The following is a 25,418-nucleotide window of genomic DNA, read 5'->3' on the forward strand; positions in this document are numbered from 1 at the left end:
CTCGCCTCTCGTCTCAGATGGCCGCGATCAGTCTGCGCTCACTTCGGCAGCGCCTTGATCTCCTTGTCCCACTTCGTCAGCAGGCGGACGCGCTCGGCCGAGGAGCCGTATTTGACGAAGTCGTAGTTGATCAACTTCATCTCCGACATCTTCGGCGCCTGGGCCGGAACCGGTGCGTTCTTGTTCGAAGGTACCTGGTAGGACTTCGCCGGCGCGGCCAGCGCCTGCGCCGCCGGGGTCAGCGCCCAGTCGTAGAACTTCTTGGCGTTGTCGAGATTGCGTGCGCCCTTGATGATCGACATCGAGCCGATCTCGTAACCGGTGCCCTCGCAAGGAGCGACCGGCTTGATCGGGTCGCCCTGCACGGCGAAGACGACGGCGTCGTGGATGAAGACGATGCCGACCGCGGTCTCGCCGAGGCTCGCCGCTTTGGCCGGGGCGGCGCCAGACTTGGTGTACTGGCTGATGTTCTTGTGCAGGGCCCTGAGATAGTCGAAGCCCTTGTCCTCGCCCATCAGCTGAACGACCGTGGCGAGCAGCGTGTACGCCGTGCCCGACGAGTTCGGGTCGGCGACCTGGACATCGTCTTTCAGTTTGGCGTCGAGCAGATCGGCCCAGCATTTCGGCTCGTTCAGACCCTTGGCCTTGATCTGCTGGGTGTTGAAGCCGAAGCCGAGCGCGCCGGCATAGATGCCGATCGAACGCTGCTTCGCCGCCTTCCACTGCGAGATGGACCAGTCGTTCAGGTCCTTGTTGGCCGGCGACTCGTATTCCTGCGTCAGGCCTTCCTCGGCCGCCTGAAGATGCGGGTCGCCGGTGCCGCCCCACCAGATATCGCCGCGCGGATTGGACGATTCCGCCTTGAGCTGGGCGTAGATCTCGCCGGCGGATTTACGGGTCATCGCGACCTTGATGCCGGTTTCCTTCTCGAAGGCGCCGCTCATGGCGCGGCACCACTCTTCCTGCACGCCGCAATACATCACGAGCGAGCCCTGGGCCTGGGCTGGGGCAGTGGCGAAAGCAGCCCCGGTGGCCGCGACCGCGAACAGTCCGGCGCGAAGCCGGTTCAATGACAGCATGTTTTCCTCCCGATGTCTGGTTCTGACTTGTTCTTGTTGGGTCGATAGTGACCGTTTGCTCGAAAAGATCAACGATCCTTGTGCCGGCTTACTATACCGGTGATGCGCTCCAACTCATCTTGCAGCTCCGGCGTGCAGCACAGGACCGGATTCCCTGCCGCGATGGCATCGCCGCTGAAGAAGTCGTTGATCCGGGCGCCGGCCTCGGACGCGATCACCAGGCCGGCGGCGACGTCCCAGGCGTTGATATGCAGTTCGGCATAGGCCTCGGTGCGGCCGTTCGCGACATGGCAGAGGCCGAGGGCGCCAGAGCCCGAGCGCTTCACGGATGCACCGGCAGCAAAGCCGCGCCCCGCCATGGCGAGGTAGTCTTCATTAGGGATACGCGTCGACCAGCCGAATTCGAGATAGGCGCTGCGGATGTCGGCCCTGCCAGACACTTTGATTGGCTCGCCGTTCATGGTCGCGCCGCGGCCGCGGCGGCCGAAATAAATCTCGCCCAGCGCAGGGGCGGCGATGATGCCGATCTCGGGTACGCCATTGAGCAAGAGCCCGATCGAGATGCACCAGTTGCGATCGCCACGAGCGAAGTTCGAGGTTCCGTCGATCGGGTCGATGATCCAGACCGCATCCGCCGCTTCGCCGCCGCCCTCTTCGCCGATGACGGCATCAGCGGGGAAGAGCACGGCGAGACGCTCGCGCAGGAAGGCTTCGACCGCACCGTCGGCGACGGTGAGCCAATCCTGAGCGCCTTTCATGCTGACGCCGAGACTGTCCTTGCGGCTGAAATAGTCGAGCGCCAGGCGGCTGGCCTCCTCGACCAGGCCGAGCACGGCATACTGGCGTAGGTCCAGCTCTGCAAGCGTCATCACAGCGCCTCGAGCGAAACGGCGACGGGCTTGCCGGTACGACGCGATTCCGTCGCGGCGTCGGCCAGGATCTGGGCCTTCAGCCCGTCGAGGCCGGACGGGGAGGGCGCGCGTCTGTCGCGGCAGGCCGTGACGAAGGCGTCGAGCTCGGCGCGGTAGGCGGCGGCGTAGCGTTCGAGGAAGAAGTTCTGCACGGGATCCGCCCGGAAGCCGGTGCCGGTCGCGATCTCGACCGTGGTCTCGTGGATATTGCCGGCGCGCAGCATGCCCTTGGAGCCGTGCACCTCGATGCGCTGGTCATAGCCATAGGTCGCGCGGCGGGAATTAGAGATCTGGGCGATGCGCCCGCTCGCGGTGCGCATCAGCACGGCGGCGGTGTCGACGTCGCCGGCGTGGCCGATCGCCGGATCGACCAGCGCCGAGCCGAGCGCGAAAACCTCGACCGGTTCCTCGGCGAGGAGGAAGCGGGCCATGTCGAAGTCATGGATCATCATGTCGCGGAAGAGTCCGCCCGAGCGCTTGACGTATTCGACCGGCGGCGGGCCGGGATCGCGCGAGATCACGCTGACGATCTCGATCGCGCCGGCCTCGCCAGAACGCAGGCGCCCTTCCAGCGCGGCGAAATTCGGGTCGAAGCGGCGGTTGAAGCCGATCATCAGCGGCTTGCCGGACTTTGCGACCACCTCGAGGCAGCGGCGGATGCGGCTGGCGTCAAGATCGACCGGCTTCTCGCAGAACACCGCCTTGCCGGCGGAGACCGCGGCCTCGATCAGGTCGGCATGGGTGTCGGTCGGGGTGCAGATCACCACGGCGTCGATGCCGCTATCAGCAAGGATCGCCTCCGTGCTGGCGATCTTGGCGCCTGAGGTCTGGGCGAGCGCGGCGGCGGCGTCAGCGGAGGCATCGGAGAGCGCGACCAGCTGCGCATCGGAGCGCGCGGCGACGTTGAGCCCGTGAATGCGCCCGATGCGGCCGGCGCCCAGCAATCCAAATCTCATCACGTCCGTGGTCCTGCGGTTCGAGAGTGTTTCGGGGCCTCAATCGTGCGCGCCGAGAATGGTCTGGTCGAAGTCGATATTGGCGCCGGTCATCAGCCCCGATTCGGATGACGCCAGATAGGCGACGGCCTTGGCGACCTCGCGCGGATCGATCAGCCGGCCGAACGGCCGGCCGGCCTGCGCCTTCTCCAGCCAGCCATCCTGCGCATCATGGCGCAGGCGCATGATCGCGTCTTCGCCCGGCGTCGCCATCCAGCCGATATTGAGGCCGTTGACGCGGATGCGGTCGGAAAGCAGCCCATAGGCGGCGTTGCGGGTCAGGGTCGCCAGCGCGCCCTTCGAGACGCTGTAGGCGGCGAGGAAGGGCTGGCCGCCATGGGCCGACATCGACTGGATGTTGACGATGCTGCCTTCGATCTTCTCGCGCCGCATCAGGTTGGCCGCATCCTGGATCAGGAAGAAGGGCGCGGTCAGGTTGACCGCCATGATGCGGGCATAGAGTTCGGGGCTGGTGTCGAAGATCGTGCCGCGATCGGTGTCGCCGGCGGCATTGACGAGGATGTCGAGCCGGCCGAAAGCTTGCTCGGCAGCAGGGACAATTCCGCGGACCGCGTCGAGATCGGCGAGATCGGCGGCGTGGAAGATCGCGTTGCAGCCGGTGGCCTTCAGGCTCGCTGCGACGGCCTCGCCCCGCTCGCGGTTGCGGCCGGTGAGGATGAGGCCGGCGGCGCCGCGCGCGGCGAATTCGCGGGCGATCGCCTCGCCGAGGCCCTGGCTGCCACCGGTGACGATGGCGGCCTTGCCGTCGAGTTCGCGGCGAAAGTCGGAAGGCTCGGACACCCCTGTTTCTCCCTGACGGCGCCATTGTCACAATGGCATATTATTTTTATTGCGCTTGACTAATAGAACAAACATTCCATTCTCTCCCGGCACAAGTCAAGGCCGCGAAAGCCCCTATTCTCCATGTCGTCGCCACAGCAGCAGGATCCGCCACGGGACGATTTCGACGGCTTCGTCGCCCTGCTGCGCGAGCGCGGGCCGAACCTGCCGAAACGTCTGCGGCAGGTGGCCGATTACGCACTCGCCAACCCCGACGACATGGCGCTCAGCACCGCGGCGCAGGTGGCGCAGCAGGCGGGCGTCCAGGCTTCGACGCTGGTGCGTTTCGCTCAGGCGCTCGACTATTCCGGCTTCAGCGAGTTGCAGCAGCTCTTCCGCTCGCGGTTGCGCCAGCAATTCCCCGACTACCGCGAAAGGCTGGAAGCCTTGCGCGAGAAGAGGGTGGCCGGGCCGAACATGGCGCAGGGGCTGCTGGACGGTTTCGTCGAGGCGAGCCGCAGCTCCCTGTCGCGGCTGCAATCGACGGTGCGGTATGACGATATCGACCAGGCGGCCGATCTGCTCGCCAAGGCCGAAACCATTATTCTGGTGGGCGCGCGCCGGATGTTCCCCGTCGTGTCCTATCTCGCCTATGTTTTCGGCAAGCTCGGCATCCGGGCCGTGTTGATCGACAATGTCGCCTCGCTTGGGCCCGAGCAGGCAGCGATCGCACGCAAGGGCGATGTCGTCGTCGCGTTGAGCTGCGCACCCTATACGCCGGCGACGATCGCGATCGCTGCCGACGCCCATCGCAAGGGCATTCCCGTCATCGCCGTGACGGATGGGGCACTCAGCCCGCTCGCTCAGAATTGTCTGTTGTGGATCGCTGTCGAGGAGGCCGACTACGGCGCCTTCCGCTCGATGACCGCAACCTTCGCACTCGCCATGACGCTTGCCGTCGGCGCCGCCGAGAAAGCCCGCTCCGATGCCTGAACCCGTGCTCGATTTGATCTCGATCGGCCGCTCCTCGGTCGATCTCTACGGCCAGCAGATCGGTGGTCGGCTGGAGGACATGGCCTCGTTCTCCAAGGCCGTCGGCGGCTGTCCGACCAATATCGCGATCGGCACGGCCCGGCTCGGCTTGAAATCGGCGGTAATCACCCGCGTCGGCGACGAGCAGATGGGCCGCTTCATCCTGGAGCAGCTCCAGCGCGAGGGCGTCGAGACCAGGGGCGTCGTCGTCGACCCCAAGCGGCTGACCTCACTGGTCATTCTCGGCGTGCGCGACGAGAAGACCTTCCCGTTGATCTTCTACCGCAGCGATTGCGCCGATGCGGCGCTCGACGAGAGCGAGATCGACGAGGCCTTCATCGCCTCGGCCAAGGCTGTCGTGGTCACCGGCACGCATTTCGCGATCCCGAATGCGGCCAAGGCTCAGCGCAAGGCGATCGCATTCGCCCGCAAGCATGGCCGCAAGGTCGTGTTCGATGTCGACTACCGACCCAATCTCTGGGGGCTCGCCGGCCATGCCGCCGGCGAGGAGCGCTATATCCGCTCCGACACGGTGACCCAGCATCTGCAGGCAATCCTGCCGGACTGCGACCTGATCGTCGGCACCGAGGAGGAACTGCACGCTGCCGGTGGCTCGGAGGACACGCTCGCCGCGATCCGCAACATCCGTGGGCTGAGCAAGGCGACGATCGTCTGCAAGCGCGGGCCGATGGGGTGTGTTGTTTTCCCAGGAGCCATTCCGGCCTCGATCGAGGACGGCATCAAGGGGCCGGGTTTCCCGGTCGAGGTCTACAATGTCCTGGGGGCCGGCGACGCCTTCATGTCCGGCTTCCTGCGCGGTTATCTCAGCGACGAGCCGATCGAGACCTGCTGCACCTGGGCCAATGCCTGCGGCGCCTTTGCCGTCTCGCGCCTGCTCTGCTCGCCGGAGAGCCCGACCTTCGCCGAATTGCAGTTTTTCCTGAAGCAGGGCTCGCCGCACCGGGCGCTGCGCCACGACGTCGCGATCAACCACGTTCATTGGGCGACGACGCGCCGGCCGCAGGCCGCGACGCTGATGGCGCTCGCCATCGATCACCGCTCGCAGATCGAGGCGATGGCCGATGAGGCTGGCGTGCCGCGTGAGCGCATCGCGGTATTCAAGCGGCTCGCCGTCGATGCCGCGGCGCGGATCGCCAAGGGCACTGAGGGTTTCGGCATGCTGCTCGACGGGCGCCATGGCCGCGAGGCGCTGTTCCGCGCCGGCGATCATGGCTTCTGGATCGCGCGACCGCTGGAGGTGCCGGGGTCGCGGCCGCTGCGCCTCGAAACCGATGCGGATGGCTCGCTCGGCGCAGCGCTGAACGAGTGGCCGGTCGACCATGTCGTCAAGGTGCTGGCCTTTTATCACCCTGGCGACGATGCCGAGCTGAAAGCGGAGCAGGAGGCGACCCTGAAGCGGGTTGCGCTTGCCTGCCGGCAGGTTGGCCGCGAGCTTCTGGTCGAGATCATCTGCTCGAAGAACGGGCCGCTCGGTGACGACACCATGGCCAGCGTGATGCGCCGGCTCTACGCGATCGGCATCAAGCCGGACTGGTGGAAGCTCGAGGGGCAGCCTACCGAGGCGGCCTGGGCTGCCGTCGATGCCGCGATCGCTGAGAACGATCCCTATTGCCGCGGCGTCGTGCTGCTCGGCCTCGATGCACCGCTGCCGGAGCTGGAGCAGGCCTTCAGGCTGGCGCAGACGGCGAAGACGGTGAAGGGTTTCGCAGTCGGGCGCAGCATCTTCGGCGAGGCGGCGCGCGGCTGGCTCGCCGGCACGCTCGACGACGAAGCCGCGACCGCGATGATGGCCGAGCGCTTCGGCCGGCTGGTCGACGCCTGGCAGGGTTCGAATTCCTGAGTTTGCAAGACGCTTGCGCTCGTCCATCACCGGATGAGCGACGGGCGCGCCGAGGAGACGCACGATGAGTACGGTCAGGCTCACCATGGCGCAGGCGCTGGTGGCTGCGATGGCGGCGCAGAAAACGGTCGTCGGCGGCCGGACGCTGCCGCTCTTCGCCGGTGTCTGGGCGATCTTCGGGCATGGCAATGTCGCCGGCCTCGGCGAGGCGCTGCATGGCGCCCGCGACATCCTGCCGACGCTGCGCGCCCATAACGAGCAGGCGATGGCGCATGCGGCGATCGCCTTCGCCAAGGCCTCGCGCCGGCGCCGGATGATGGCGGTGACGAGCTCGATCGGGCCAGGCGCGACCAATATGGTGACCGCTGCAGCGGTCGCGCATGTCAATCGCCTGCCGCTGCTCTTGCTGCCTGGCGATGTCTTCGCCGGGCGCCGGCCCGATCCGGTGCTGCAGCAGATCGAGGATTTCGGCGACGGCACCGTCTCGGCGAATGATTGCTTCAAGCCGGTCTCGCGCTATTTCGACCGGATCACGCGGCCTGAGCAGCTGATTCCCGCCTTCGAGCGGGCGATGCAGGTTCTGACCGATCCGTCGGAATGCGGGCCGGTGACGCTGGCGCTGTGCCAGGACGTCCAGACGGAAGCTTATGACTATCCGGAGAGCTTCTTCGCCGAGCGGATCTGGACGCCGCGCCGGACACGGCCGGACGAGCAGGAACTGGCCCAGGCTGTCGCGCTGCTGAAAGCGGCGAAGCGGCCGCTGGTCGTGGCAGGGGGCGGCACTCTCTACAGCGAGGCCGAGGGTGAGCTCGCCCGTTTCTGCCTGGCGCACGGTATTCCGAGCGCGGAGACGCAAGCCGGCAAGAGCGCCCTGCCGCACGACCATCCGCTCAATCTCGGTGCTATCGGCGTCACCGGCACCGGCTCCGCCAACGACGCCGCGAAAACTGCCGATGTCGTGCTCGCGGTCGGGACGCGCCTGCAGGATTTCACCACCGGCTCGCGGGCGCTTTTCGCCGATCCGGACTGCCGGATCATCGGCCTGAACACGCAGGTCTTCGATGCGGGCAAGCATGGCGGACAGCCGCTCGTCGCCGATGCCAGGGCCGGCCTCGCCGAGCTGGAAACCGCGCTGGCGGGCTGGAAGGCGCCGACCGGCTGGACCGCTCAGGCGCAGGCATCCCGCGATGCCTGGCTCACCACCGCCGCGCGCTATACCGCCGCGAGCAATCAGGCGCTGCCGAGCGATGCGCAGGTGGTTGGCGCGGTGCAGCGCCAGAGCCGGGCGAGCGATGTCGTGCTCTGCGCCGCCGGCGGGCTGCCGGGCGAGTTGCACAAGCTCTGGCAGCCGGGAGCGCCCGGCGGCTACCAGATGGAATACGGCTATTCCTGCATGGGCTACGAGATCGCCGGGGGCCTGGGCACCAAGCTCGCCGATCCCGCCCGCGAGGTCTTCGTCATGGTCGGCGACGGCTCCTATCTGATGATGAACTCGGAGATCGCGACCTCGGTGATGCTCGGGGTCAAGCTCACCATCGTCGTGCTCGACAATCGCGGTTTCGGCTGCATCAACCGTTTGCAGAACGCGACCGGCGGCGCCTCCTTCAACAACCTCTTGCGCGACACCCGCCACGAGGTGCTGCCGGAGATCGATTTCGCCGCCCATGCCGGCTCGATGGGGGCGATTGCGCGCAAGGTTGCGAGCCTGGCGGAACTGGAGTCCGCGCTCGCCGAGGCGCGCGGGCATGACCGCACCAGCGTCATCGTCATCGATACCGACCCGTTGATCTCGACCGATGCCGGCGGGCACTGGTGGGAGGTCGCGGTGCCCGAGGTTTCGGTGCGCGACGAGGTCAAGGCGGCGCGCAAGCGCTATGAGAATGCGCTCCAGGCGAGAGATTGATCGGGTTTCCCTCAAGCCCTCATCCTGAGGAGCAGCCGGAGGCTGCGTCTCGAAGGATGTTCCAGCTGGTTCTGGAGCCTCCTGGAGCATCCGTCGAGACGCGCTCTTGGAGCGCTCCTCAGGATGAGGGCTGAGGGTGTGATTTGAGAAGGACGAAGGACATGCCTATCCGCATCGGCGCCAATCCCATCGGCTGGTCGAATGACGATCTCCAGGACATCGGCGGCGCGACGCCGCTCGAAACCTGCCTGGCCGAGGCTCGCGAAGCCGGCTTCGTCGGCATGGAACTCGGCCACAAGTTCCCGCGCGAACCCGGGGCGTTGAAGGCGGCGCTCGATCCCTTCGGCATGGCCTGCATCTCCGGCTGGTATTCGGCTGAATTGCTGACACGCGATGCGGATGCAGAGCTGCGACGCCTGCGGCCTCATCTCGACCTGCTCAAGGCGATGGGCTCGACCGTGCTGGTCTTCGCTGAGACCTCGAACGCGATCCACGGCGACCGCAGCAAGCCCTTGTCGCAGCGGCCGATGATGGCTGATGAGGATTGGGCCGAGTTCGGCCGGCGCGTTACCCAGGTGGCAGAGCAGACGCTCGCGGAGGGCGTCAGGCTGGTCTACCATCACCATATGGGCACGATCGTCGAGAGCGAGGCCGATATCGACGCCTTCATGACGGCGACGGGCGAGGCGGCGCATCTCCTGCTCGATACCGGCCACGCGACCTGGGGCGGGGCCGATCCGGTCAAGCTCGCCGAGCGCTACCGCGCCCGCATCAGCCATGTCCATGCCAAGGATGTGCGCAAGGCGGTGATGGAGCAGGCGCGCCGCGAGGACTGGAGCTTCCTCGACGCCATTCTCGGCAAGGGCAAGGAATTGGGCGTCTATACTGTGCCGGGCGACGGCATGGTCGACTACCCCGCGGTGTTCAAGGCGCTGCCGGGCTATTCCGGCTGGGTCGTGGTCGAGGCCGAACAGGATCCCGAGAAAGCCCACCCGCTGACCTATGCCAAGAAGGGCGTCGCCCATCTCGAGCAGAGCCTGAAGGAGGCCGGGCTCGTCTGAGCCCGGGAACGTCATGTCGAAGTTGCTGGTCAAGCCGCAGGCACCCGATGCCGAGGGGCGCATCCACGAGGTCACGCCTGAAATGGCCGGTTGGGGACATGTCGGCTTTGCCGTGCATCGCCTTGCCGCCGGACAGAGCCTGTCGCGCCAGACCGGGGACAGGGAGCATTGCCTTGTCGTGCTCTCGGGCAAGGTTGCGGCCAACGCCGGCGGGCAGGATTTTGGCGTGATCGGCGGGCGTTCCTCGCCCTTCGAGCCAGATCCCTGGTCGCTCTATGTGCCGGCGGGCTCCAACTGGAGTGTCACGGCGCAAGGGACGTGCGAGCTTGCGATCTGCTCGGCGCCGGGCAAGCCGGGCGCTCGGCCGGCGCGCGTGATTGCGCCCGCTGATGTTGGCGCCCTGACGCGAGGGGAGGGCTCCAACACCCGCCATGTCCGCAACATCCTACCCGAGACGGAAGCAGCGGACGGCCTGCTCGTCGTCGAGGTGATCACGCCGTCTGGCTGCTGGTCGAGTTATCCGCCGCACAAGCACGATCAGGACAAGCTGCCGGCGGAATCGCTGCTGGAGGAGACCTATTACCATCGGCTGAGCCCGCCGCAGGGCTTCGGCTTCCAGCGCGTCTACACTGACGACCGCTCGCTCGACGAGACCATGGCCTTCGCGGATGGCGACGTCGTGCTGGTGCCGAGGGGCTATCACCCGGTCGGCGCGCCACATGGCTATGATCTCTATTATCTCAACGTCATGGCCGGGCCGAAGCGGGTCTGGAAGTTCCACAACGATCCCGCGCATGAGTGGATGCTGAAGGCGTGACGACCATGACGACGCAGGCCGAGCTGATCGGCGACGATGAGCTCGCCTATCTCCGCAGCCGGACGGCGTTCGTTGCCGGCGCCGGGATGACGCTCGACGATGGCTACCGGCTTGCGCATCTGCCGCTGATCGATCCGGGCCATCCCAAGGCGATCGCGCGCAAGGACGGCACACATTACGAGAACGGCCGGCACCCGCCGATCTATTCGCTGGTGATGCCGACGCCCGGCTTGCACGAGGCGCTGGCGTACCGGGAACTCGAACAGGAGCTGCGCGAAACTCCGGTTGCGAGCAAAATCGCCTGGGACATCGTCGCGCGGCGACAGCCGAAGCTGCACGCGACGGTATGCGGTTCGCTGTCGATCGGCGTGCCGCCGGTGATCGCCCCGGCCGCGCGGGATGCCCTGTCGCGCCTTGGACCGGTCGAGATGGAGCTGCGCGGCCTGTTCTCCGGCAATGTCAATCGCGGCCGGCTTTATCTTCGGCTCTACCCTGAGCGCCGCGACGGCCAGAATACCCTGCACCTCATGCAACGGGCGCTCGGGCGGCCGACCAGCGATCTCTACGTCGTCGGCATCTGGAACCTGAACGATGATCTCGACGTTGCCGAGGCGGCAGCGCTCGCGAGCCTGATCGAGCGCTGGTGGGATCGGCCGATCTTGCGCTTCACGGCCGATCATCTCTGGCTGATGGGGGCTCGGGATGATCTTGTGCTCGACTCGGAGATCGTCGAGACGCTGAGCCTGCGCTAGTTTGGCGGGTGGCGGAGTCAGCGTTACGGCTTGCCTTGTCGGCGCGACGGAGTTACCTCGCGCTCACAGCATTCTGCCGCCTCTGTGCGGCTCCGCGATCCCTCGGCCCGCCCCGTGCGTCGCGGCCAGGCGGATCGCCCAACCGACAGGATCGATCATGGCCCGCAAGAAATCGAAACCGCTCGACGCCGCCTACGTGCTGTTCGACGTGTTCTACGAGGATGGCTCGCGCAGCTCCAACCGCCGCGTTCCCACCGAATTACTGGGGGGGATCGACGGCGATGAACCGGCGCGCGAGACGATCATGGAGCAGGACCGCATCATCGCCGAGAAGTCGGGCAAGCGCCCGCTCGCGATCACGAGCCTGGTCCGCGCCGGCGAGGCTGAGAAGAACGCAGCCCGGCAGGCGGAGAAGGCCTCGCGCCGGTCGGGCTGACTATCGCTCGGTAGAAGCTTAGCGCTTGGCGCGGCGCCGGGCGGCCGTGGCTTGCGTCTGGCTGGTGCTGCTCAGAAGCGAGCCGACCAGATAGAGTGCGAGGCCGATGCCGACCACTGCTGCGAGCGGCTCACGCTCGCCGCGGCGCACCAGCGCCCGGCCGCCTTCGCGGGCGTAGTCGCGGCCGATGTCGAGATAGTCCTGCCCGCGGGCCGCATAATCCCGGCTGCGATCGAGCTGCTCGCGACCGCTGCCGACGAGATCGCGCCCGGCGCGAAGCGCCTGATCGCTGTAATCGCGCAGCATGGTTCCCCAGCCGCTCGTGTCCGGCTGCCAGCTCGAACGACGGGGCGTCATCGCCCAGGCGAGCAGACCGACGCTGAGGGCGCCGACGGCGAAAGCCGCGAGCGGATGCCGGTTGACGGTTTCCACCGCCGCTTCGCCGGTCTCCTGGGCATAGCGGCCAGCATCGCGCAACGTGTCGCGCGGATCGATCTCGGCCAGCTTCTCCTTGGCCCGGCCATAGCCGTCCTTGACGGTCTCGGCCGTGCGGTTGGCGAGGTCCGCGGCCCGCGCCGCGACGCTGCCCGTCGCCCGATCGATCTCGTCCTCGTTGGAATGCACGTCCGGCGGCAGGCGCTTGTCGTTGTCCATCGTTCGACTCCATGGGCTCGAATGCTTCATGGTCGAAACGAGGCAGCGGCGGCAGGGTTCCGCCGCTGCACGAGAAAGGTCCTGAGGGTCAGCGTGTCGCGCGCCGGGTGGTGCGAACCACGGTGGGAGCAGTAACCGCGCCGGCCGCGCCGCCGACGACTGCGCCGACCGGTCCGGCGACGACAGCTCCGGTTCCGGCACCAACTGCCGCGCCGCCGACGCGCTGCTCGACCGTTGAGCAGGCGCCCAGCCCCAAAGCCATTATGGCGAGGCCGGTGAGAGTGGATGTCTTCATGATCTGATCCTCCGTATTTACCGGGGCTGTAAACGCCCGACTGGCCCAGAAGTTGCCGCAAGGCGATGGCAGAGATTTCCATCGTTGGTTAAGCTCGCCGCGGCGAGTTCGACTCATCGCTAGGGCAGGATGCGAAAAAGTGGGAACCGGTTTTTCGCGGGGATCCTGCGCTAAGTTTCTAGAATCGATTACGTTTTATGGTTTTGGATCAGTTCGATTCAAAACCATCGTGATCTAGGGAGACTGCACATGAAGACGCTTCTGTTCTCCACCGCGCTTGCTCTGCTGACCATGGGACTTGCCGGTGCGCCGGCCTCGGCCCTGACCATGAAAGAGTGCAGTACCAAGTATCAGGACGCCAAGAAGGCGAACACGCTGAAGGGCCAGAAGTGGAACGATTTCCGCAAGGCCAACTGCGCCGATGACGACGCCTCGGACAACGATGCGGCGGCGGCAGTGACGGATGCTCCGGCCCCGGCTGCGACGCCCGCCGCGACCACGGCAGCCAAGCCGGCGACGGCCAAGCCCGCCGGCAAGGCCAAGGCCGCGGTCTTCCCGCGTGCGGTGGCGCCGAAATACTCGGACGAGACCGCGGGCAAGGCGCGTCTCAAGACCTGTGTCGACCAGTACAACGCCAACAAGGCGGCCAATGCCAATGGCGAGCTGAAGTGGATCGAGAAGGGCGGCGGCTACTGGAGCCAGTGCAACTCCAAGCTCAAGGGCTGAGCCGGGACTAGTGCGGCGCGCCCGGATCTCGGGCGCGCCATCTCACTTGGTCGAGCGTCGCGAAGCGTCAGGCCTTGCCGACGCTGCCGTAGACCATCCGGCCTTGATGGAAAGTGGCGCTGCGCGCCGGCACGCGCGCGACCGCTTCCGCCGAGCAGCTGGCGCCGACCAGGGTGAAGGCCGCATCGTCGCCGACCTTCGGCCAGGCGCGCTTGCCCTCGTCGTCGAGCGGGAGGATGCCGCCAGTGGCGATGGCGAGCGAGCGCGACAGGCGGAACTCGTCGGAATTCCGGTAGACCTGCGCGTAGAAATACGACCGCTCCAGCATGTCGCCGCTGCCGAAGGGCGACCAATGGTCGATCACGCTATCGGTGCCGGTCATCACGAAGACGCCCTTGTCCTGCAATTGCGGCAGCGGCATCGTCAGGGCGCCGAGCGGCACGGTCGAGGCGATCGTCATCTTCTGGGCCGAGAGGCGGGCGATCGTCTCGACCTGGAGGCCCGGCGCCATCGTCGCCAGCGCGAAACCGTGGCTGATCGTCACCTTGCCGCGCAACGCCGGGTTCTTCTCCACCGTGTCGATCATGTAGGTGATCGCGGCGGCGCCGGACGGGCCGGTCTCGTGCAGGTGGATGTCGACGCCCTTGCCGGTGTCGAGCGCGATCTGGAACATCGCGTCGAGCGATTTCTCCATCGCTTTGTCGACATTGGTCGGGTCGAGCCCGCCGACATATTGCACGCCCATCTTCATGGCCTCGCGCATCAGCCCGTCGACCTTGGAGTGCAGCAGGCCGTGCTGCGGGAAGGCGACGATCTCGCAAGCGAAGTCGTCGCGATGCTTCTCGAGCGCGAGCAGCAGGTGCTCGAGGCTCTTCAGCCCGCTGACCGGGTCGATGTTGCAATGGCTGCGGGCGGTCGTGGTGCCCTTCGACTGCAAGAGGGCGATCAGGCCCTCGGCGCGCTCCTGCGAGGTCGGCAGCAGGGTCGGGATCAGCTTCTCCTCCAGCGCGATCATGTCCATGATCGTCTTGCCCTGGCGTGGGCGCGGCGCCTGCCAGGGGCCGCCATAGAAGGTCTTGTCGAGGTGGATGTGCATGTCGCGCATCGCCGGCAGCGCGAGCTGGCCATCGGCGTCGTAGCGCGGCAGCGTGGCGGAGAGGGTGGCGCCGGCCGGGTGCAAAGCGGCGATCTTGCCGTCCTTGATCTCGAGCGTGTAGAGGCCGGTGCGGGTGCCGACCACGGTCTCGCCATCATAGTCGAAGCTGTCTTCGAGCCGGACGCCGCCGAGATAGTAGTGGCGGTGGGTCAACGTCGTGACGCTGGTCTTGCCAGCGTCCTTATCGGCCTTGCCCGGCGCCGCCTGAGTGCTGCCAGCGGACAGGCCGATGAGCGCGGCGGTGGTGGTGAACTGGCCCGACTGCATGAGAAAGCCCCTGCGGCTCTGGTGCTGCACGCTGCCCATGGTGTTTCCCCGATCTGAATTTGAGCTTGTGGCCCTGATCTACGGGACGGCCGCGAGCATTGGCAGCGATGTTTGCCCATGATGATCATTCGATTCGGCAATGATTAACGCGCTCAAGCCGATAGCCGATGATGGGCGGTCAAAAATCGCGCTATGGCTGCAGACCGCAGAAGGCGGCCAGCGTCCCGGCCAGGGCCGTGGTCGCGTCCGGGGCATTGTCGCGGTGGTAGAGCGCCAATTCGAAGCCGGTGACCTCCGGCAGGCCTTCCGCCGTGCCCAGCACGCGGTGGCCCTGTTGTCGGCAACTCGCAGGTAGCAGGGTCAGGCCGAGACCGGCGGCGGAGGCCGCGGTGAGGGCGGCGAGACTCGTGCTGGCGTAGCTGACGCGCCAGCGTATGCCGAGGCCATCCAGCGCCTCGCACAGTTCCGCACGGTAGAGCCCGTTCAGCGGGAACACGGCGAGCGGCACCGGCGCGCGCTCGATCGCGGGATGGGCGAGGCTGTCGAGCCAGAGCAGCGGCTCGGGCCTGGCCGCGCGCGGCGGCTGGCGGCGACGCTGCTTGACCAGGACGAGGTCGAGTTCCTCGCGCTCATAGGCGCTGTAGAGGTCGGCGCTGAGGCCGCTGGTCACGTCGAGGCGCAGATGCGGTTCGGCAAGGCTGAACTGCGCCAGCAATCCGGCGGTGGGCACGGTGAAATCCTCGGGCATGCCGAGCCTGAGTACGCCGTCGCGCCAGAATCCGGTCAGCGCATCATGCGCCTCTTCGTGCAGAGCAAGGATGCGCCTTGCATAGCTCAGGAGCCGCCCGCCCTCCTCGGTCAACTGGACCTGATGCGGATTACGCTCGAACAGCGGCTTGCCGAGCATCTCCTCCAGCCGCCTGACCTGCTGGCTGACCGTCGATTGCGACAGGGAGACGCGCTCGGCGGCGCGGGTGAAGCTCATGCTCTCGCAGACAGCGACGAAGCTCTGCAAGAGCTGCGGGTTGAACATGGGATAGCGAGTCATCGTCGCGCCGCCGGGCTGATCGTGGCCGATCAGGCGATACTAGGCGGCGTGGCCTGGACACGCCAAGGCGAGCCACTCCCGTTCGAGTAGGCAAGTCGCGGAGTCAGTGGAACCAAAGATGGTGCCGACCACGAATTCTGGCGGTTTTTCGGGAGATCAACGAATTGTCGTTGGCCTGGTGGAGCTGAGGGGATTCGAACCCCTGACCTCTGCAGTGCGATTGCAGCGCTCTCCCATCTGAGCTACAGCCCCCAGGGCGCTGGCCTTCTAGGCCTTGCGTCGCGCTTCTGTCAATCGCTTGCGACAGGAGTTTTGTGGGTGCCCTCTGGCGGAGCGCCCGGCCTTCTCGGAGATCCTGCTCGATGCGTTCCGTTCTCGACGTCGTGATGCTGGCGCTGAACCTCTATGTCTGGATCCTGATAGCCTCGGCGGTGCTGAGCTGGCTGATCGCCTTCAACGTCGTCAACACCCGCAACCAGTTCGTCTCGGCCGTCTGGGATTTCCTCTACCGCATCACCGAGCCGGCGCTGCGGCCGATCCGCAACATGCTGCCCAATCTCGGTGGCATCGACATCTCGCCGATCATCCTGCTGCTGCTGATCTTCTTCATCCAGAGCGTGATCCAGCGCTACATCTACCCCAANCGTGTTCTAGCCGGATGGCGGCCTGGTCCGTCACGACGGACGGGCTTGCGATCGCCATTCGCCTGACGCCGCGCGGCGGGCGTGACGGTCTCGACGGCGTCGAGATGCTGGCCGATGGGCGCGAGGTGCTGAAAGCCAGGGTCAGGGCCGCTCCGAGCGAGGGCGAGGCCAATGCCGCGCTGATCGCGCTCCTGGCCAGGGAATTCCAGGTCTCCCGCTCGCAGGTGTCGCTGACGGCCGGCGCGAGCGCGCGCCTGAAGCGCATCCTGGTTCACGGCGATGGCGAAGCGCTGGCGGCGCGATTGCAGAAGCGGCTTTGCGAGATTTGATGCTGCATTGCAGCAGAATCACTGGCGATGGCTCTTGACGAGGGTACTCGCCTTCTGGCCCAACTGCGCCCATGGACCAGCCAACGTCTCAGCCGTTCCCCCAGCGCCTGACGGAGGGGTATCGCGCCTTCCTCGACGATCGTTTCACGCGCGAGAAGAGCCGCTACGAGGAACTCGCCGAGAGCGGGCAGACGCCGAAGATCATGTTGATCGGCTGCTGCGATTCGCGAGTCTCGCCGGAGGTGATCTTCGATGCGAGCCCGGGCGAGATGTTCGTGGCGCGCAATGTCGCCAATCTCGTCCCCCCCTTCTCGCCCGACGATCAACTGCACGGAACATCCGCCGCGCTCGAATACGCCGTGCAGGCACTCAAGGTCGAGCATATCGTCGTGCTCGGGCATGGCCGCTGCGGCGGCATCAGGGCTTTCGCCGACGATGCGCAGGGACCGCTCTCGCCCGGCGACTTCATCGGCAAGTGGATCACGCTGATCGAGCCGGCGGCGCGCCGCTCGGGCGGACGCAGCCGCAATGAGAGCTTCGAGGCTTATGTCGAGCGCCTCGCTCTGCTCTCGATTCAGCAATCGCTCGCCAATCTGCGCACCTTTCCTTGCATCAGCATCCTCGAGGGCAAGGGCCGCCTGCACCTGCACGGCGCCTATTTCGCGGTCGCGACCGGCGAGCTGATGTTGCTCGATCCGCAGTCAGGGCAGTTCGTTCCGGCGGTCGGCGAGATGCCGAAAAAAGTGCAGATGATCCGCTGCTCGGAGGCCGAGCCGGGACAGGATGGTTGACGTCTGCTCCCGATAGGGTGAATTTTGAACAATCCGCCGCTTTAAACGGCGTCGCTGGGGAAAAAATTTGCAATCCGGCAGGATTTCGCCGGACGGGCATTTTTGCTGCGCCGCACCGATGACGAACCCGGAAGCTTGCGCTAGATTGCGCTCTCCCGGTCACTATCGTTGAAGCTGCATGTTCGATCGTCGCAAGCCCGCCGCCCCGGCGCCCTTCGTCACCCACGAGAATATCGAAGCCAAGGTCAAGTGGTTCGATCCGGAGAAAGGCTTCGGCTTTGCCTCTCCGGCGGATGGCTCTGGTGACGTGTTTCTTCACATCTCGGCCATCGGCCCGCAGGATCCGCAGGACCTGCAGCCCGGTGCGACCATCATCTGCGATCTCGGCGAAGGCCGGCGCGGCCTTCAGGTCGTCTCCGTCCACGAGATCGACGCCTCGACCGCGGCTCCCGCCGCGCCGCGTGGCGCCGGCGGTCCTGGCGGCGGTGGCCGTCCGTTCTCGCCGCGCCCGCCGCGTGACGATTTCGGCGGCGGCTATGGCGGTGGCGGCGGCGGTTACGACCGCGGCGGTGACCGCGGTGGCTTCGACCGCGGCGGCGATCGCGGCGGCTTCGATCGCGGCGCCAGCGCCCCGATGGAGGGGCCGTTCGACGGCGCGGTGAAGTTCTTCAACACCGAGCGCGGTTTCGGCTTCATTGCCCCGGACCAGGGCGGGCCAGACGTGTTCCTGCACGTCTCGTCGCTGAGCCGCAGCGGCCTGCAGCCGCCGATGGACGGGCAGCGCGTGCGCTTCTCGATTCGTGCCGGCAAGAAGGGCCCCGAGGCCGCCAACATCAGCTTCCTCTGAGAGGCTGGTCGCGAGCGGATGTGGTCGGTCAGGCTGAACCAGCCTGACCGGGACAATAGGTTTTGACATATCGATGAGGCGGCGGGCCGGAAGGCTCCGCCGCCTCAAACGCGTTCAAGGGCTTTGTGTGGCGGGGCTGGCAAGGTGACGCCGATCGAATCGCCGGGCCGGACGTCGCCGCCTTCGAGCACGATCGCCATGACCCCGGCCTTGCGGATCAGGTTTCCGTTCGCGTCGCGGCCGAGCACGGCCTTGAGCAGGCCGGGCTGGAAGGCCTCGATCTGGACGCACGGGTTGCGCAGGCCGGTGACCTCGACGAGCGCCTCGGAGCCGAGCCGCAGGCGGGTGCCGGCGGGCAGGGCGAGCAGGTCGAGCCCGCGCATGGTGAGGTTCTCGCCCATGTCGCCCGGCCGGAGCGGGAAGCCCCTGCCTGCGAGCTCCTCGAACAATTCGGCGTGGATGAGGTGGACCTGGCGCAGATTGGGCTGCGTCGGATCGACGGCGACGCGCGAGCGGTGCTTCACCGTCTCGCCGCAATGGGCGTCACCCTCGACACCAAGGCCGGCAAGCAGCCGAATCGTCGGCAGGACCGGCTTGCTGAAGCGGTGACCCTCGTCCCGCGCTACGGCTACGATCGTTCCCATCGCCCTGACCTCCATGCTGGTGGCCGCTCTCTGGCACGAGGCGTGACGATTCGGGAGCCGGGGGCGCGACAAAAAACCGGGCCTGTCACCAGGCCCGGTCGATCGCCCCTTCAACAGTGATCGTTCAATGCTCGTCGCCCTCGAGCCCGCCGACATGCTTCTGGGTGTAGAGTTCGAGGCCGATGCGGCCGATCAGGTCGAGCTGCGTCTCGAGGAAGTCGATATGGCCTTCCTCGTCCTTCATCAGCGCCTTGAACAGGTCCTCGGACGGGTAGTCACCGACATCGCGGCAGTACTTCGCCGCTTCCTGATAGAGGCTGCGCGCCTCGACCTCGGCCTTGAGGTCGCACTCGATCACTTCCTTGACGTTCTCGCCGATGCGCAGCGCGTCGAGCGTCTGCAGGTTCGGAAAACCTTCGAGGAAGAGGATGCGGTCGACGAAACGGTCGGCATGGACCATCTCCTCGATCGATTCCTTCTTCCAGGTCTTGGCCATGTCCTTCAGCCCCCAATTGTCGAGCATCCGGTAGTGCAGCCAGTACTGGTTGATGGCCGTGAGCTCGGAGCGCAGGCCCTTGTTGAGGTATTCGATGACCTTCTTGTCGCCCTTCATGCCGCTCTCCATCGCAATGAGTTACATTAGAATGATCCTAATGTAGAGCGGCCGGAGCAGAAAGGGAAGGGTAGATCGGGCGCTTTGCGGGAGAAAAATCGTGCCGCGTCGATCAGGCGGCGACGCGGTCGTCGTTCTCTTCGACACCCGCCATCATCAGGCCGACGGAGACATGCACGGCGCATTCGAGATCGCGGCTGGCGCAGCTATGGCACTGGCTGGCGCAGGCGGCGCGCGCCTCGGCGAGCAGGCTGCGCACCTCGCGGGCGCAGCGGCCGCAATCGGGACTGCAGCCGAGGCAGTCATAGGCTTCGCCCGCGGTGCGCGGCCCGCTGCCGTCCGGCGCGATCGTGTTCTTGATCTGCCGACAGGAGAGAACGTTGCAGGAGCAGACGATCACGCCCGGTGGCCCCCGGCGACCTTCGTCACCGTCTCCTCGCCATCGGCGCGCCGCAGCCGCACGATCACCTCGACCGAGGAGATCAGCATGCCTTCCGGCGCGACCGGCAGGCCCGAGACGTGGATCTCGGAGCCGGGAATGTCGACGACGCTCTCGTCGTCCTCGTTGTAGAAGTGGTGGTGCTCCGAGACGTTGGTGTCGAAGAAGGTCTTGGGACCCGACACCGAGACCTGGCGCAGCAGGCCGGCTTCGGAGAACTGGCGGAGCGTGTTGTAGACGGTCGCGAGCGAGAGCGGCTCGCGGGCGCGCAGCGCCTCCTCGTAGAGCATTTCGGCGCTGACATGGCGGTCGCCCTTGGCGAAGAGCAGCCAGCCGAGCGCCATGCGCTGGCGCGTGGGCCGGAGGCCGACGCTACGCAGCCGCGACTTGACCGCGCTGATCGGGCAGGCGGCGGGCGCCTTCTGCGGCCAGGGAATCTGTTGGTCCACCTGGGCTCGCACCGGGCTGCCATCCTTGAGGGACAGAATGCTCATGAACGCCTTCCAACTCGAAGATCGGTGTCTCCGTAGTTTAGAATTCATCTAAACTACTGATATTATTGGTATTTTTGCCTTCTCTGAAGCTAACTGTCAATTCTTCATACCCTGCGGCATGACGCATCAGGGGGTTGTCCACGGCGCAGGAGGCCTCACTCCGGAGGCATCAGTGCCCGCTGCCGCCGCCGCCCGGTGCGGCCGCCGGCGGCTTGCTCATGAAAATGGCGAGCAGCACCAGCGCGGCGAAAATGAAGGTCAGGCCGAGGAAGACATCGCCGAAAGCCATGACCAGCGCCTGTTTGTGAGCCCGCTGCGTCAGCAGCTTCAGCGCCATGGACTGGGCGGCGTCGCCGTACTCGATGAAGCGCTGGGTCATCGAGGCGAGGTTCTCCTCGGCGATCTGGCGCCCGGCGGCGACGGCTTCGTGCAGGCGGGCGATGTGCAGGTCGGTGCGGCTGTTGAGCAGGGTGTTGATCACCGCAAGGCCGACCGCGCCGCCGAGATTGCGGGTCAGGTTGTAGAGGCCCGAGGCGTTCTTGAGCTGCTGGGGCGGCAAGGTGCCGAGCGCCAGGTTGTTGATCGGCACCATGCACAGCATCAGCGAGCAGCCGCGCAGGATCTGCGGGATCAACAGTTCGTGAAAGTCCCAGTCGGCGGTGATCCCCGAGGCGAGCCAGGTGCCGAGCGCGAAGCCGCCGAAGCCGATCATCATCATGATGCGCGGGTCGAGCTTGGCCGAGAGACGGCCGGCGATCGGCGCGGTCAGGAACATGGCGAGGCCGGTGACGAACATGGTCTCGCCGATCATCAGCGCGTCATAGCCGCGGATGCGTCCAAGATAGACCGGGTAGAGATAGGTCAGACCATAGAGGCCGATGCCCATGGTGAAGGAGAACAGCGAGCCGAAGGCGAAGTTGCGGTTCCGGAAGGCGTAGAGATCGACCAGCGGATCGTCGCGCGTCAGCGCCCGCCAGAAGAACATGATGGCGCCGATGATCATCACGCCGGTGAACAGAACGATCTCGTGGCTCTCGAACCAGTCGAGCCGCGTGCCCTCTTCGAGCACGTACTCCATGCTGCCGAGGAAGGCGGCCATGGACAGGAGCCCGACCCAGTCGAAGCGCTTGAGCAGGCTGTGATCGGGCTTGTCGAAGTCGATCAGCTTCCACGCAGCGATGGTGACGGCGATGCCGGGCACGACATTGACCAGGAAGAGCCAGTGCCAGGAGAATGCGTGGCTGAGATAGCCGCCGACGGTCGGGCCGATGGTCGGCGCGAGCGTCGCGATCAGGCCGATCAATGGCGAGACGATCGGCCGCTTCGAGGCCGGGAAGATGGTGAAGGCCGCGGCGAAGACGCCGGGAATCATGCCGCCGCCGATGAAGCCCTGGATCGCGCGCCACAGGATCATCTCGTTGATCGAGCTCGAGGTGGCGCAGAGGATGCTCGCGACGGTGAAGCCGGCGGCGGCGATCGAGAAGAAGACGCGGGTCGACAGCGCCCGGCTGAGATAGCCGGAGAGCGGGATCATGATGACTTCGGCGATCAGATAGGCGGTCTGGACCCAGGCGATCTCATCGCTGGAGGCCGACAGGCCGGCCTGGATCTCGGCGAGCGAGGCCGAGACGATCTGGATGTCGAGGATCGCCATGAACATGCCGAAGACCATCGCCAGGAAGGCGAAGATCCGGCGCATCGGGATGGCGTCTTCGGCCGGCGCGGCAGCGGCCGGCAAGGCGGTCGTGGCGGTGGCCATGCCGGCCTCCAAGACAGGTTACAGCTTCGGGCTTCAGCTTGGGTTGCGGGCCGGGCCCCCGACCCGAGGAGCGCCGTGAGGCGCGGTGCGCTTTGGCCCAGAAGGGGCGATTGAACCTCAGCACATCGCCATTTCCCGGTCGGAAATGGCTCCTCGGGTCGAGGGCCCGGAAATCTTCAGTTGCGAGCGTTCGGCCGCGGATCGATCGAGACCACGACCGACATGCCCGGGCGCAGCACATGCTTGCCGGCCGATTCCGGCGACAGGGCGATGCGGACGGGCACGCGCTGGACGATCTTGGTGAAGTTGCCGGTTGCGTTGTCTGGCGGCAGCAGGGTGAAGACCGAGCCGGTGCCGCCGGCGATACCGCTGACCGTGCCGTCGAAGACCTGGCCGGGCAGGGCGTCGATGGTGATCTTCGCCTTGTCGCCGATCTTCAGCGGGCCGACCTGCGTCTCCTTGAAGTTGGCGTCGACATAGACCTTGTCGAGCGGGACGATCGACATCAGGCGCTTGCCGGCGCTGACGAGGTCGCCGAGCTGCATGTTGGTGTTGGCGATGAGGCCATCGATCGGCGCGGCGATCATCATGAAGGAGAGGTCACGCGTGGCCTTGTCCTCGGCGACCTTGAGCTCGTCGATCTGCCGGGCGGCCTCGACACGCTGTGCCTTCAGCACTTCGATATTGGCCTGTGCCTGGACGACGCCGGCCTTGGCGCTGGCGAGCGAGGCAACGGCCTGATCGCGCGCTGCGGTGGCGGCGTCGAGCGTCGCCTGCGAGCCATAGGACTTGGCGGCGAGGTTGTGAGCGCGCTCGAAATCCGCGGCGGTGCGGGTGACGGCGGCCTCGGCCGAAGCCTGCTGCGCCTGCGCCTGCAGCAGGCTGGCGCGGGCGGCCTCGACCTGGGCATCGATGCGCGAGAGCGTGGCCTTGGCGGTCGCGCTCTTGGCCTGTGCGCTCTCCAGCGCGATGCGCTGGTCGCCGTCGTCGAGCTTGACCAGTTGCTGGCCGGCCTTGATCTCCTGGTTCTGCGTCACCGAGATCGTGGCGATGTTGGCGGGCAGCTTGGCCGAGATCGTCGCCATCTCGGCTCCGACATAGGCGTCGTCGGTCGAGATGATGAAGCGGCCATTGCGCCACCAGTCGACACCGTACCAGAGCCCGGCGGCGAGGGCGGTGCCGGCGACGAGGATGAGGGCGATGCGCTTGGCGCCGCGCCGCTTGGGCGCCGGCTTGTCACCCGCCTGTGGCGGGGCGGCGGTGTCCTCACCGGCCTTGCGGGCCTCGATGGGAGCAGGCGTCTGCTCGAGTACTGGATCGACCAGCTTTAAACGGTCGCGACGCGGCTCGAGGCGCTTTTCAACGGCGGATTCGGCAGTCATGGTGACAATGCCCTGACGATCTGGTTTCGAACCGCTTGGTTCGATTGCGCTTGAAATAGCGCCGTACGCAGTGCATATCAAGAGGAAATCGAACCGATCGGTTCGATTATTTTTGCAAGCGCGAACATGCGCGAAACGGATGGAACACGATGACCGCGACGCTTGAGCCGCGACATATCAAGGTGATCTCTCGCAACCGGCGCGTCGCCGGGGCCGACCCCGAGAAGCGCCATCAGATCCTCGAAGGGGCGCATGCCGTGTTCACGGCGCGAGGCTTCGACGCGGCCAGCATGAACGACATCGCCGCGGCGGCGAACGTCTCCAAGGGCACGCTCTATGTCTATTTCGAGGACAAGGAACATCTCTTCGTCGCGCTGATCGAGCGTGAGCGCGAGAAGCAGAAGCAGGGCATGTACGAGGCGCTGGCCGAGGAGCCGGATCTCACGCTGGCGCTGACGAGTTTCGGCACGGGGCTGGTGCGCCTGCTGACCGGCCCGTTCGCACTGAGCGCCCACCGCATCGTGCTGGGGGTCGCCGAGCGGATGCCCGAACTTGGCCGCGAATTCTACGAGCGCGGCCCGATGCAGGGCGCGCGGCATCTGGCCGCCTTCCTCGATCAGCGCGTCGCCAAGGGCGAGTTGGCGATCGCGGACACGGCCCTGGCGGCGGCGCAGTTCGTCGATCTCTCGCAGTCGACCCTGATGCGGCCGCGCCTGTTCAATGCGCTGCGCACGCCGCCGAGCGAGGGCGAGATAGCCCATGTCGTCGGCGAGGCGGTGGCGACCTTCATGGCACGCTATCGGCGGCTGCCCGCGAAGCCCTGAGCTTTGGCGAAGCGCACGATATCGGCAAGGACCGGAGCGCGGCTGCGGAAACCGGTATTCAGCGCGAGCAGGATGCCGGCATGGCCGAGGCCGGGATAGGTCTTCAACTCGACTGCTGCTCCCGTCGCCCGGAGCTTTTCAGCCAGTGAGACGCTGTTGCGCGGCCTGACCGTTTCGTCCTCGTCACCAGTTGCGAGGAAGGCGCGGGGCGCGTGAGCGTCGGCGAAGCTGATCGGCTGGGTCTCGCGCGGTCGCGGGAACTCGCCGAAGGCGGCGATGCTGCGCGGATCGTCGAACGGCAGGAAATCATAGGGGCCTGCGAGCCCGATGGCGCTGCGCACGAAGCCCGGCGGCAGGCCGGCACGGGCGAGAAAACGCCGGTCCAGCGCCAGCATCATCGCGATATGGGCGCCGGCCGAATGGCCGCTCAGCGCAATGCCGGCAGCATCGCCACCATAGGCCGCGATGTGGTCGCGCACCCAGCGCAGGGCAAGTGCGCCGTCCTCGACGAAGGCGGGGAAACGCACTTGGGGCACCAGCCGATAGTCGGGGATGACCGTGACGAAGCCCTGCGCCGCGAAGGCGCGGCCGACGAAGGCATAATCGGCACGCTCGCCATTGTTCCAGCCGCCGCCATAGAGGAAGACCATGACCGGCGCGCGGTCCGCGCCTTGCTCCGGCACGTAGACGTCGAGCCTGTGGCGCGCGTCCGGGCCGTAGGCGATGCCGCCGGCTGCAAGGCGGCCGCCAGCATCGGCCGGGGTGAAGGCATTGAGCAGGCCGAGCGGCGAGCAGGCCGATAGCAGTGCCGAGCCGGCGGCGAGGACGGCGCGGCGGCCGAGGTCGATGAGAGAGGCCATGGCGATGCGAGGCTAGGAT

General features: G+C 66.5%; 28 protein-coding genes and 1 tRNA gene. 13 read left to right on the forward strand and 16 right to left on the reverse strand.

The annotated features are described in order from the left end of the window. Window positions 1-38: 38 nt before the first annotated feature. From ASE66_RS20875 to ASE66_RS20890, 4 genes are all read right to left on the reverse strand, one after another. Complete coding sequence (locus ASE66_RS20875; protein ID WP_057191618.1) at window positions 39-1,079, reverse strand: ABC transporter substrate-binding protein; 1,041 nt, start codon at window positions 1,077-1,079, stop codon at window positions 39-41. Window positions 1,080-1,147: 68 nt separating this feature from the next. Continuing rightward, a complete protein-coding gene (locus tag ASE66_RS20880; RefSeq protein ID WP_057191619.1) occupies window positions 1,148-1,948 on the reverse strand; it encodes an inositol monophosphatase family protein in 801 nt (266 codons plus the stop codon). Next, the gene (gene iolG, locus ASE66_RS20885) at window positions 1,948-2,949 is read right to left on the reverse strand and encodes an inositol 2-dehydrogenase (protein WP_057191620.1); all 1,002 of its coding nucleotides are present in this window, start codon (window positions 2,947-2,949) and stop codon (window positions 1,948-1,950) included. Before iolG ends, ASE66_RS20880 begins: the two co-directional genes overlap by 1 nt. Before the next feature lie 36 nt (window positions 2,950-2,985). Then, entirely contained in the window at window positions 2,986-3,786 is an 801-nt protein-coding gene (locus ASE66_RS20890) for an SDR family oxidoreductase (RefSeq protein ID WP_057191621.1), read from the reverse strand. Window positions 3,787-3,909: 123 nt separating this feature from the next. Between ASE66_RS20890 and ASE66_RS20895 the strand changes: the two genes are divergently transcribed. The 7 genes from ASE66_RS20895 (at window position 3,910) to ASE66_RS20925 (ending at window position 11,627) form a co-directional block, all read left to right on the forward strand. Beyond that, entirely contained in the window at window positions 3,910-4,758 is an 849-nt protein-coding gene (locus tag ASE66_RS20895; protein ID WP_057191622.1) for a MurR/RpiR family transcriptional regulator, read from the forward strand. After that, window positions 4,751-6,658 carry a bifunctional 5-dehydro-2-deoxygluconokinase/5-dehydro-2-deoxyphosphogluconate aldolase gene (locus ASE66_RS20900; protein ID WP_057191623.1) on the forward strand — a complete coding sequence of 636 codons (1,908 nt, stop codon included), beginning with the start codon at window positions 4,751-4,753 and terminating at the stop codon, window positions 6,656-6,658. The genes ASE66_RS20895 and ASE66_RS20900 overlap by 8 nt, the downstream gene beginning before the upstream one ends. 64 nt (window positions 6,659-6,722) lie before the next feature. Beyond that, entirely contained in the window at window positions 6,723-8,561 is a 1,839-nt protein-coding gene (iolD, locus tag ASE66_RS20905; protein WP_057191624.1) for a 3D-(3,5/4)-trihydroxycyclohexane-1,2-dione acylhydrolase (decyclizing), read from the forward strand. Window positions 8,562-8,722: 161 nt separating this feature from the next. Then, window positions 8,723-9,622 (forward strand): myo-inosose-2 dehydratase, encoded by a 900-nt coding sequence (gene iolE, locus ASE66_RS20910; protein ID WP_057191625.1) that lies wholly within the window; start codon window positions 8,723-8,725, stop codon window positions 9,620-9,622. 13 nt (window positions 9,623-9,635) lie between these two features. Next, a complete protein-coding gene (iolB, locus tag ASE66_RS20915) occupies window positions 9,636-10,439 on the forward strand; it encodes a 5-deoxy-glucuronate isomerase (RefSeq protein WP_057191626.1) in 804 nt (267 codons plus the stop codon). A gap of 5 nt (window positions 10,440-10,444) precedes the next feature. Further along, window positions 10,445-11,191 carry a hypothetical protein gene (locus tag ASE66_RS20920; RefSeq protein WP_057191937.1) on the forward strand — a complete coding sequence of 249 codons (747 nt, stop codon included), beginning with the start codon at window positions 10,445-10,447 and terminating at the stop codon, window positions 11,189-11,191. Window positions 11,192-11,348: 157 nt separating this feature from the next. Further along, on the forward strand, window positions 11,349-11,627 hold the full coding sequence (locus tag ASE66_RS20925; RefSeq protein WP_057191627.1) for a hypothetical protein: 279 nt from the start codon (window positions 11,349-11,351) through the stop codon (window positions 11,625-11,627). Window positions 11,628-11,645: 18 nt separating this feature from the next. Here ASE66_RS20925 and ASE66_RS20930 read toward each other — a convergent pair whose 3' ends face one another. Next, complete coding sequence (locus tag ASE66_RS20930) at window positions 11,646-12,281, reverse strand: hypothetical protein (protein WP_057191628.1); 636 nt, start codon at window positions 12,279-12,281, stop codon at window positions 11,646-11,648. Between the two features lie 88 nt (window positions 12,282-12,369). Continuing rightward, window positions 12,370-12,576, reverse strand: a complete 207-nt coding sequence (locus ASE66_RS31495) for a hypothetical protein (RefSeq protein ID WP_082613612.1) — start codon at window positions 12,574-12,576, stop codon at window positions 12,370-12,372. A 249-nt stretch (window positions 12,577-12,825) separates the two neighbouring features. On the opposite strand from ASE66_RS31495, the gene ASE66_RS20935 reads away from it, so the two are divergent. After that, window positions 12,826-13,302 (forward strand): hypothetical protein, encoded by a 477-nt coding sequence (locus tag ASE66_RS20935; RefSeq protein WP_057191629.1) that lies wholly within the window; start codon window positions 12,826-12,828, stop codon window positions 13,300-13,302. Window positions 13,303-13,369: 67 nt separating this feature from the next. On the opposite strand, the gene ASE66_RS20940 is transcribed toward ASE66_RS20935, so the two are convergent. From ASE66_RS20940 to ASE66_RS20950, 3 genes are all read right to left on the reverse strand, one after another. Beyond that, window positions 13,370-14,764 (reverse strand): amidohydrolase family protein, encoded by a 1,395-nt coding sequence (locus ASE66_RS20940; protein WP_057191630.1) that lies wholly within the window; start codon window positions 14,762-14,764, stop codon window positions 13,370-13,372. Between the two features lie 151 nt (window positions 14,765-14,915). Next, window positions 14,916-15,773, reverse strand: coding sequence for a LysR family transcriptional regulator (locus tag ASE66_RS20945; RefSeq protein WP_057191631.1), 858 nt, complete (start codon window positions 15,771-15,773; stop codon window positions 14,916-14,918). Window positions 15,774-15,949: 176 nt separating this feature from the next. Further along, a tRNA-Ala gene (locus ASE66_RS20950) sits at window positions 15,950-16,025 on the reverse strand. Window positions 16,026-16,135: 110 nt separating this feature from the next. On the opposite strand from ASE66_RS20950, the gene ASE66_RS20955 reads away from it, so the two are divergent. The 4 genes from ASE66_RS20955 to ASE66_RS33735 form a co-directional block, all read left to right on the forward strand. Next, window positions 16,136-16,416, forward strand: a 281-nt coding sequence (locus ASE66_RS20955; RefSeq protein ID WP_244495001.1) for a YggT family protein, incomplete at its 3' end; no start/stop codon positions are given. Window positions 16,417-16,431: 15 nt separating this feature from the next. After that, window positions 16,432-16,746, forward strand: coding sequence for a DUF167 family protein (locus ASE66_RS20960; RefSeq protein ID WP_057191632.1), 315 nt, complete (start codon window positions 16,432-16,434; stop codon window positions 16,744-16,746). A 71-nt stretch (window positions 16,747-16,817) separates the two neighbouring features. Continuing rightward, entirely contained in the window at window positions 16,818-17,537 is a 720-nt protein-coding gene (locus tag ASE66_RS20965; protein ID WP_057191633.1) for a carbonic anhydrase, read from the forward strand. A gap of 178 nt (window positions 17,538-17,715) precedes the next feature. Further along, window positions 17,716-18,384 (forward strand): cold-shock protein, encoded by a 669-nt coding sequence (locus ASE66_RS33735; RefSeq protein ID WP_057191634.1) that lies wholly within the window; start codon window positions 17,716-17,718, stop codon window positions 18,382-18,384. A 104-nt stretch (window positions 18,385-18,488) separates the two neighbouring features. On the opposite strand, the gene ASE66_RS20975 is transcribed toward ASE66_RS33735, so the two are convergent. From ASE66_RS20975 to ASE66_RS21000, 6 genes are all read right to left on the reverse strand, one after another. Then, window positions 18,489-19,028, reverse strand: a complete 540-nt coding sequence (locus ASE66_RS20975) for an MOSC domain-containing protein (RefSeq protein WP_057191635.1) — start codon at window positions 19,026-19,028, stop codon at window positions 18,489-18,491. Between the two features lie 124 nt (window positions 19,029-19,152). After that, window positions 19,153-19,641 (reverse strand): bacterioferritin, encoded by a 489-nt coding sequence (gene bfr, locus ASE66_RS20980; protein WP_057191938.1) that lies wholly within the window; start codon window positions 19,639-19,641, stop codon window positions 19,153-19,155. Window positions 19,642-19,753: 112 nt separating this feature from the next. Then, window positions 19,754-20,041 (reverse strand): bacterioferritin-associated ferredoxin, encoded by a 288-nt coding sequence (locus ASE66_RS20985; RefSeq protein WP_057191636.1) that lies wholly within the window; start codon window positions 20,039-20,041, stop codon window positions 19,754-19,756. Then, window positions 20,038-20,574, reverse strand: a complete 537-nt coding sequence (gene irrA / locus ASE66_RS20990; protein WP_057191637.1) for an iron response transcriptional regulator IrrA — start codon at window positions 20,572-20,574, stop codon at window positions 20,038-20,040. The genes ASE66_RS20985 and irrA overlap by 4 nt, the downstream gene beginning before the upstream one ends. Before the next feature lie 169 nt (window positions 20,575-20,743). Further along, entirely contained in the window at window positions 20,744-22,333 is a 1,590-nt protein-coding gene (locus tag ASE66_RS20995; protein WP_057191638.1) for a DHA2 family efflux MFS transporter permease subunit, read from the reverse strand. A gap of 176 nt (window positions 22,334-22,509) precedes the next feature. Beyond that, window positions 22,510-23,715, reverse strand: coding sequence for an HlyD family secretion protein (locus ASE66_RS21000; RefSeq protein ID WP_057191639.1), 1,206 nt, complete (start codon window positions 23,713-23,715; stop codon window positions 22,510-22,512). 149 nt (window positions 23,716-23,864) lie between these two features. On the opposite strand from ASE66_RS21000, the gene ASE66_RS21005 reads away from it, so the two are divergent. Then, window positions 23,865-24,539 carry a TetR/AcrR family transcriptional regulator gene (locus tag ASE66_RS21005; RefSeq protein ID WP_057191640.1) on the forward strand — a complete coding sequence of 225 codons (675 nt, stop codon included), beginning with the start codon at window positions 23,865-23,867 and terminating at the stop codon, window positions 24,537-24,539. Here the strand turns inward: ASE66_RS21005 and ASE66_RS21010 are convergent. Beyond that, window positions 24,512-25,399 carry an alpha/beta hydrolase gene (locus ASE66_RS21010; RefSeq protein ID WP_057191641.1) on the reverse strand — a complete coding sequence of 296 codons (888 nt, stop codon included), beginning with the start codon at window positions 25,397-25,399 and terminating at the stop codon, window positions 24,512-24,514. The two genes, ASE66_RS21005 and ASE66_RS21010, sit on opposite strands and share 28 nt — an antisense overlap. Between the last annotated feature and the right edge of the window lie 19 nt (window positions 25,400-25,418).

It is taken from the genome of Allobosea sp. Root483D1 (assembly GCF_001429505.1).
GTDB lineage: Bacteria > Pseudomonadota > Alphaproteobacteria > Rhizobiales > Beijerinckiaceae > Allobosea.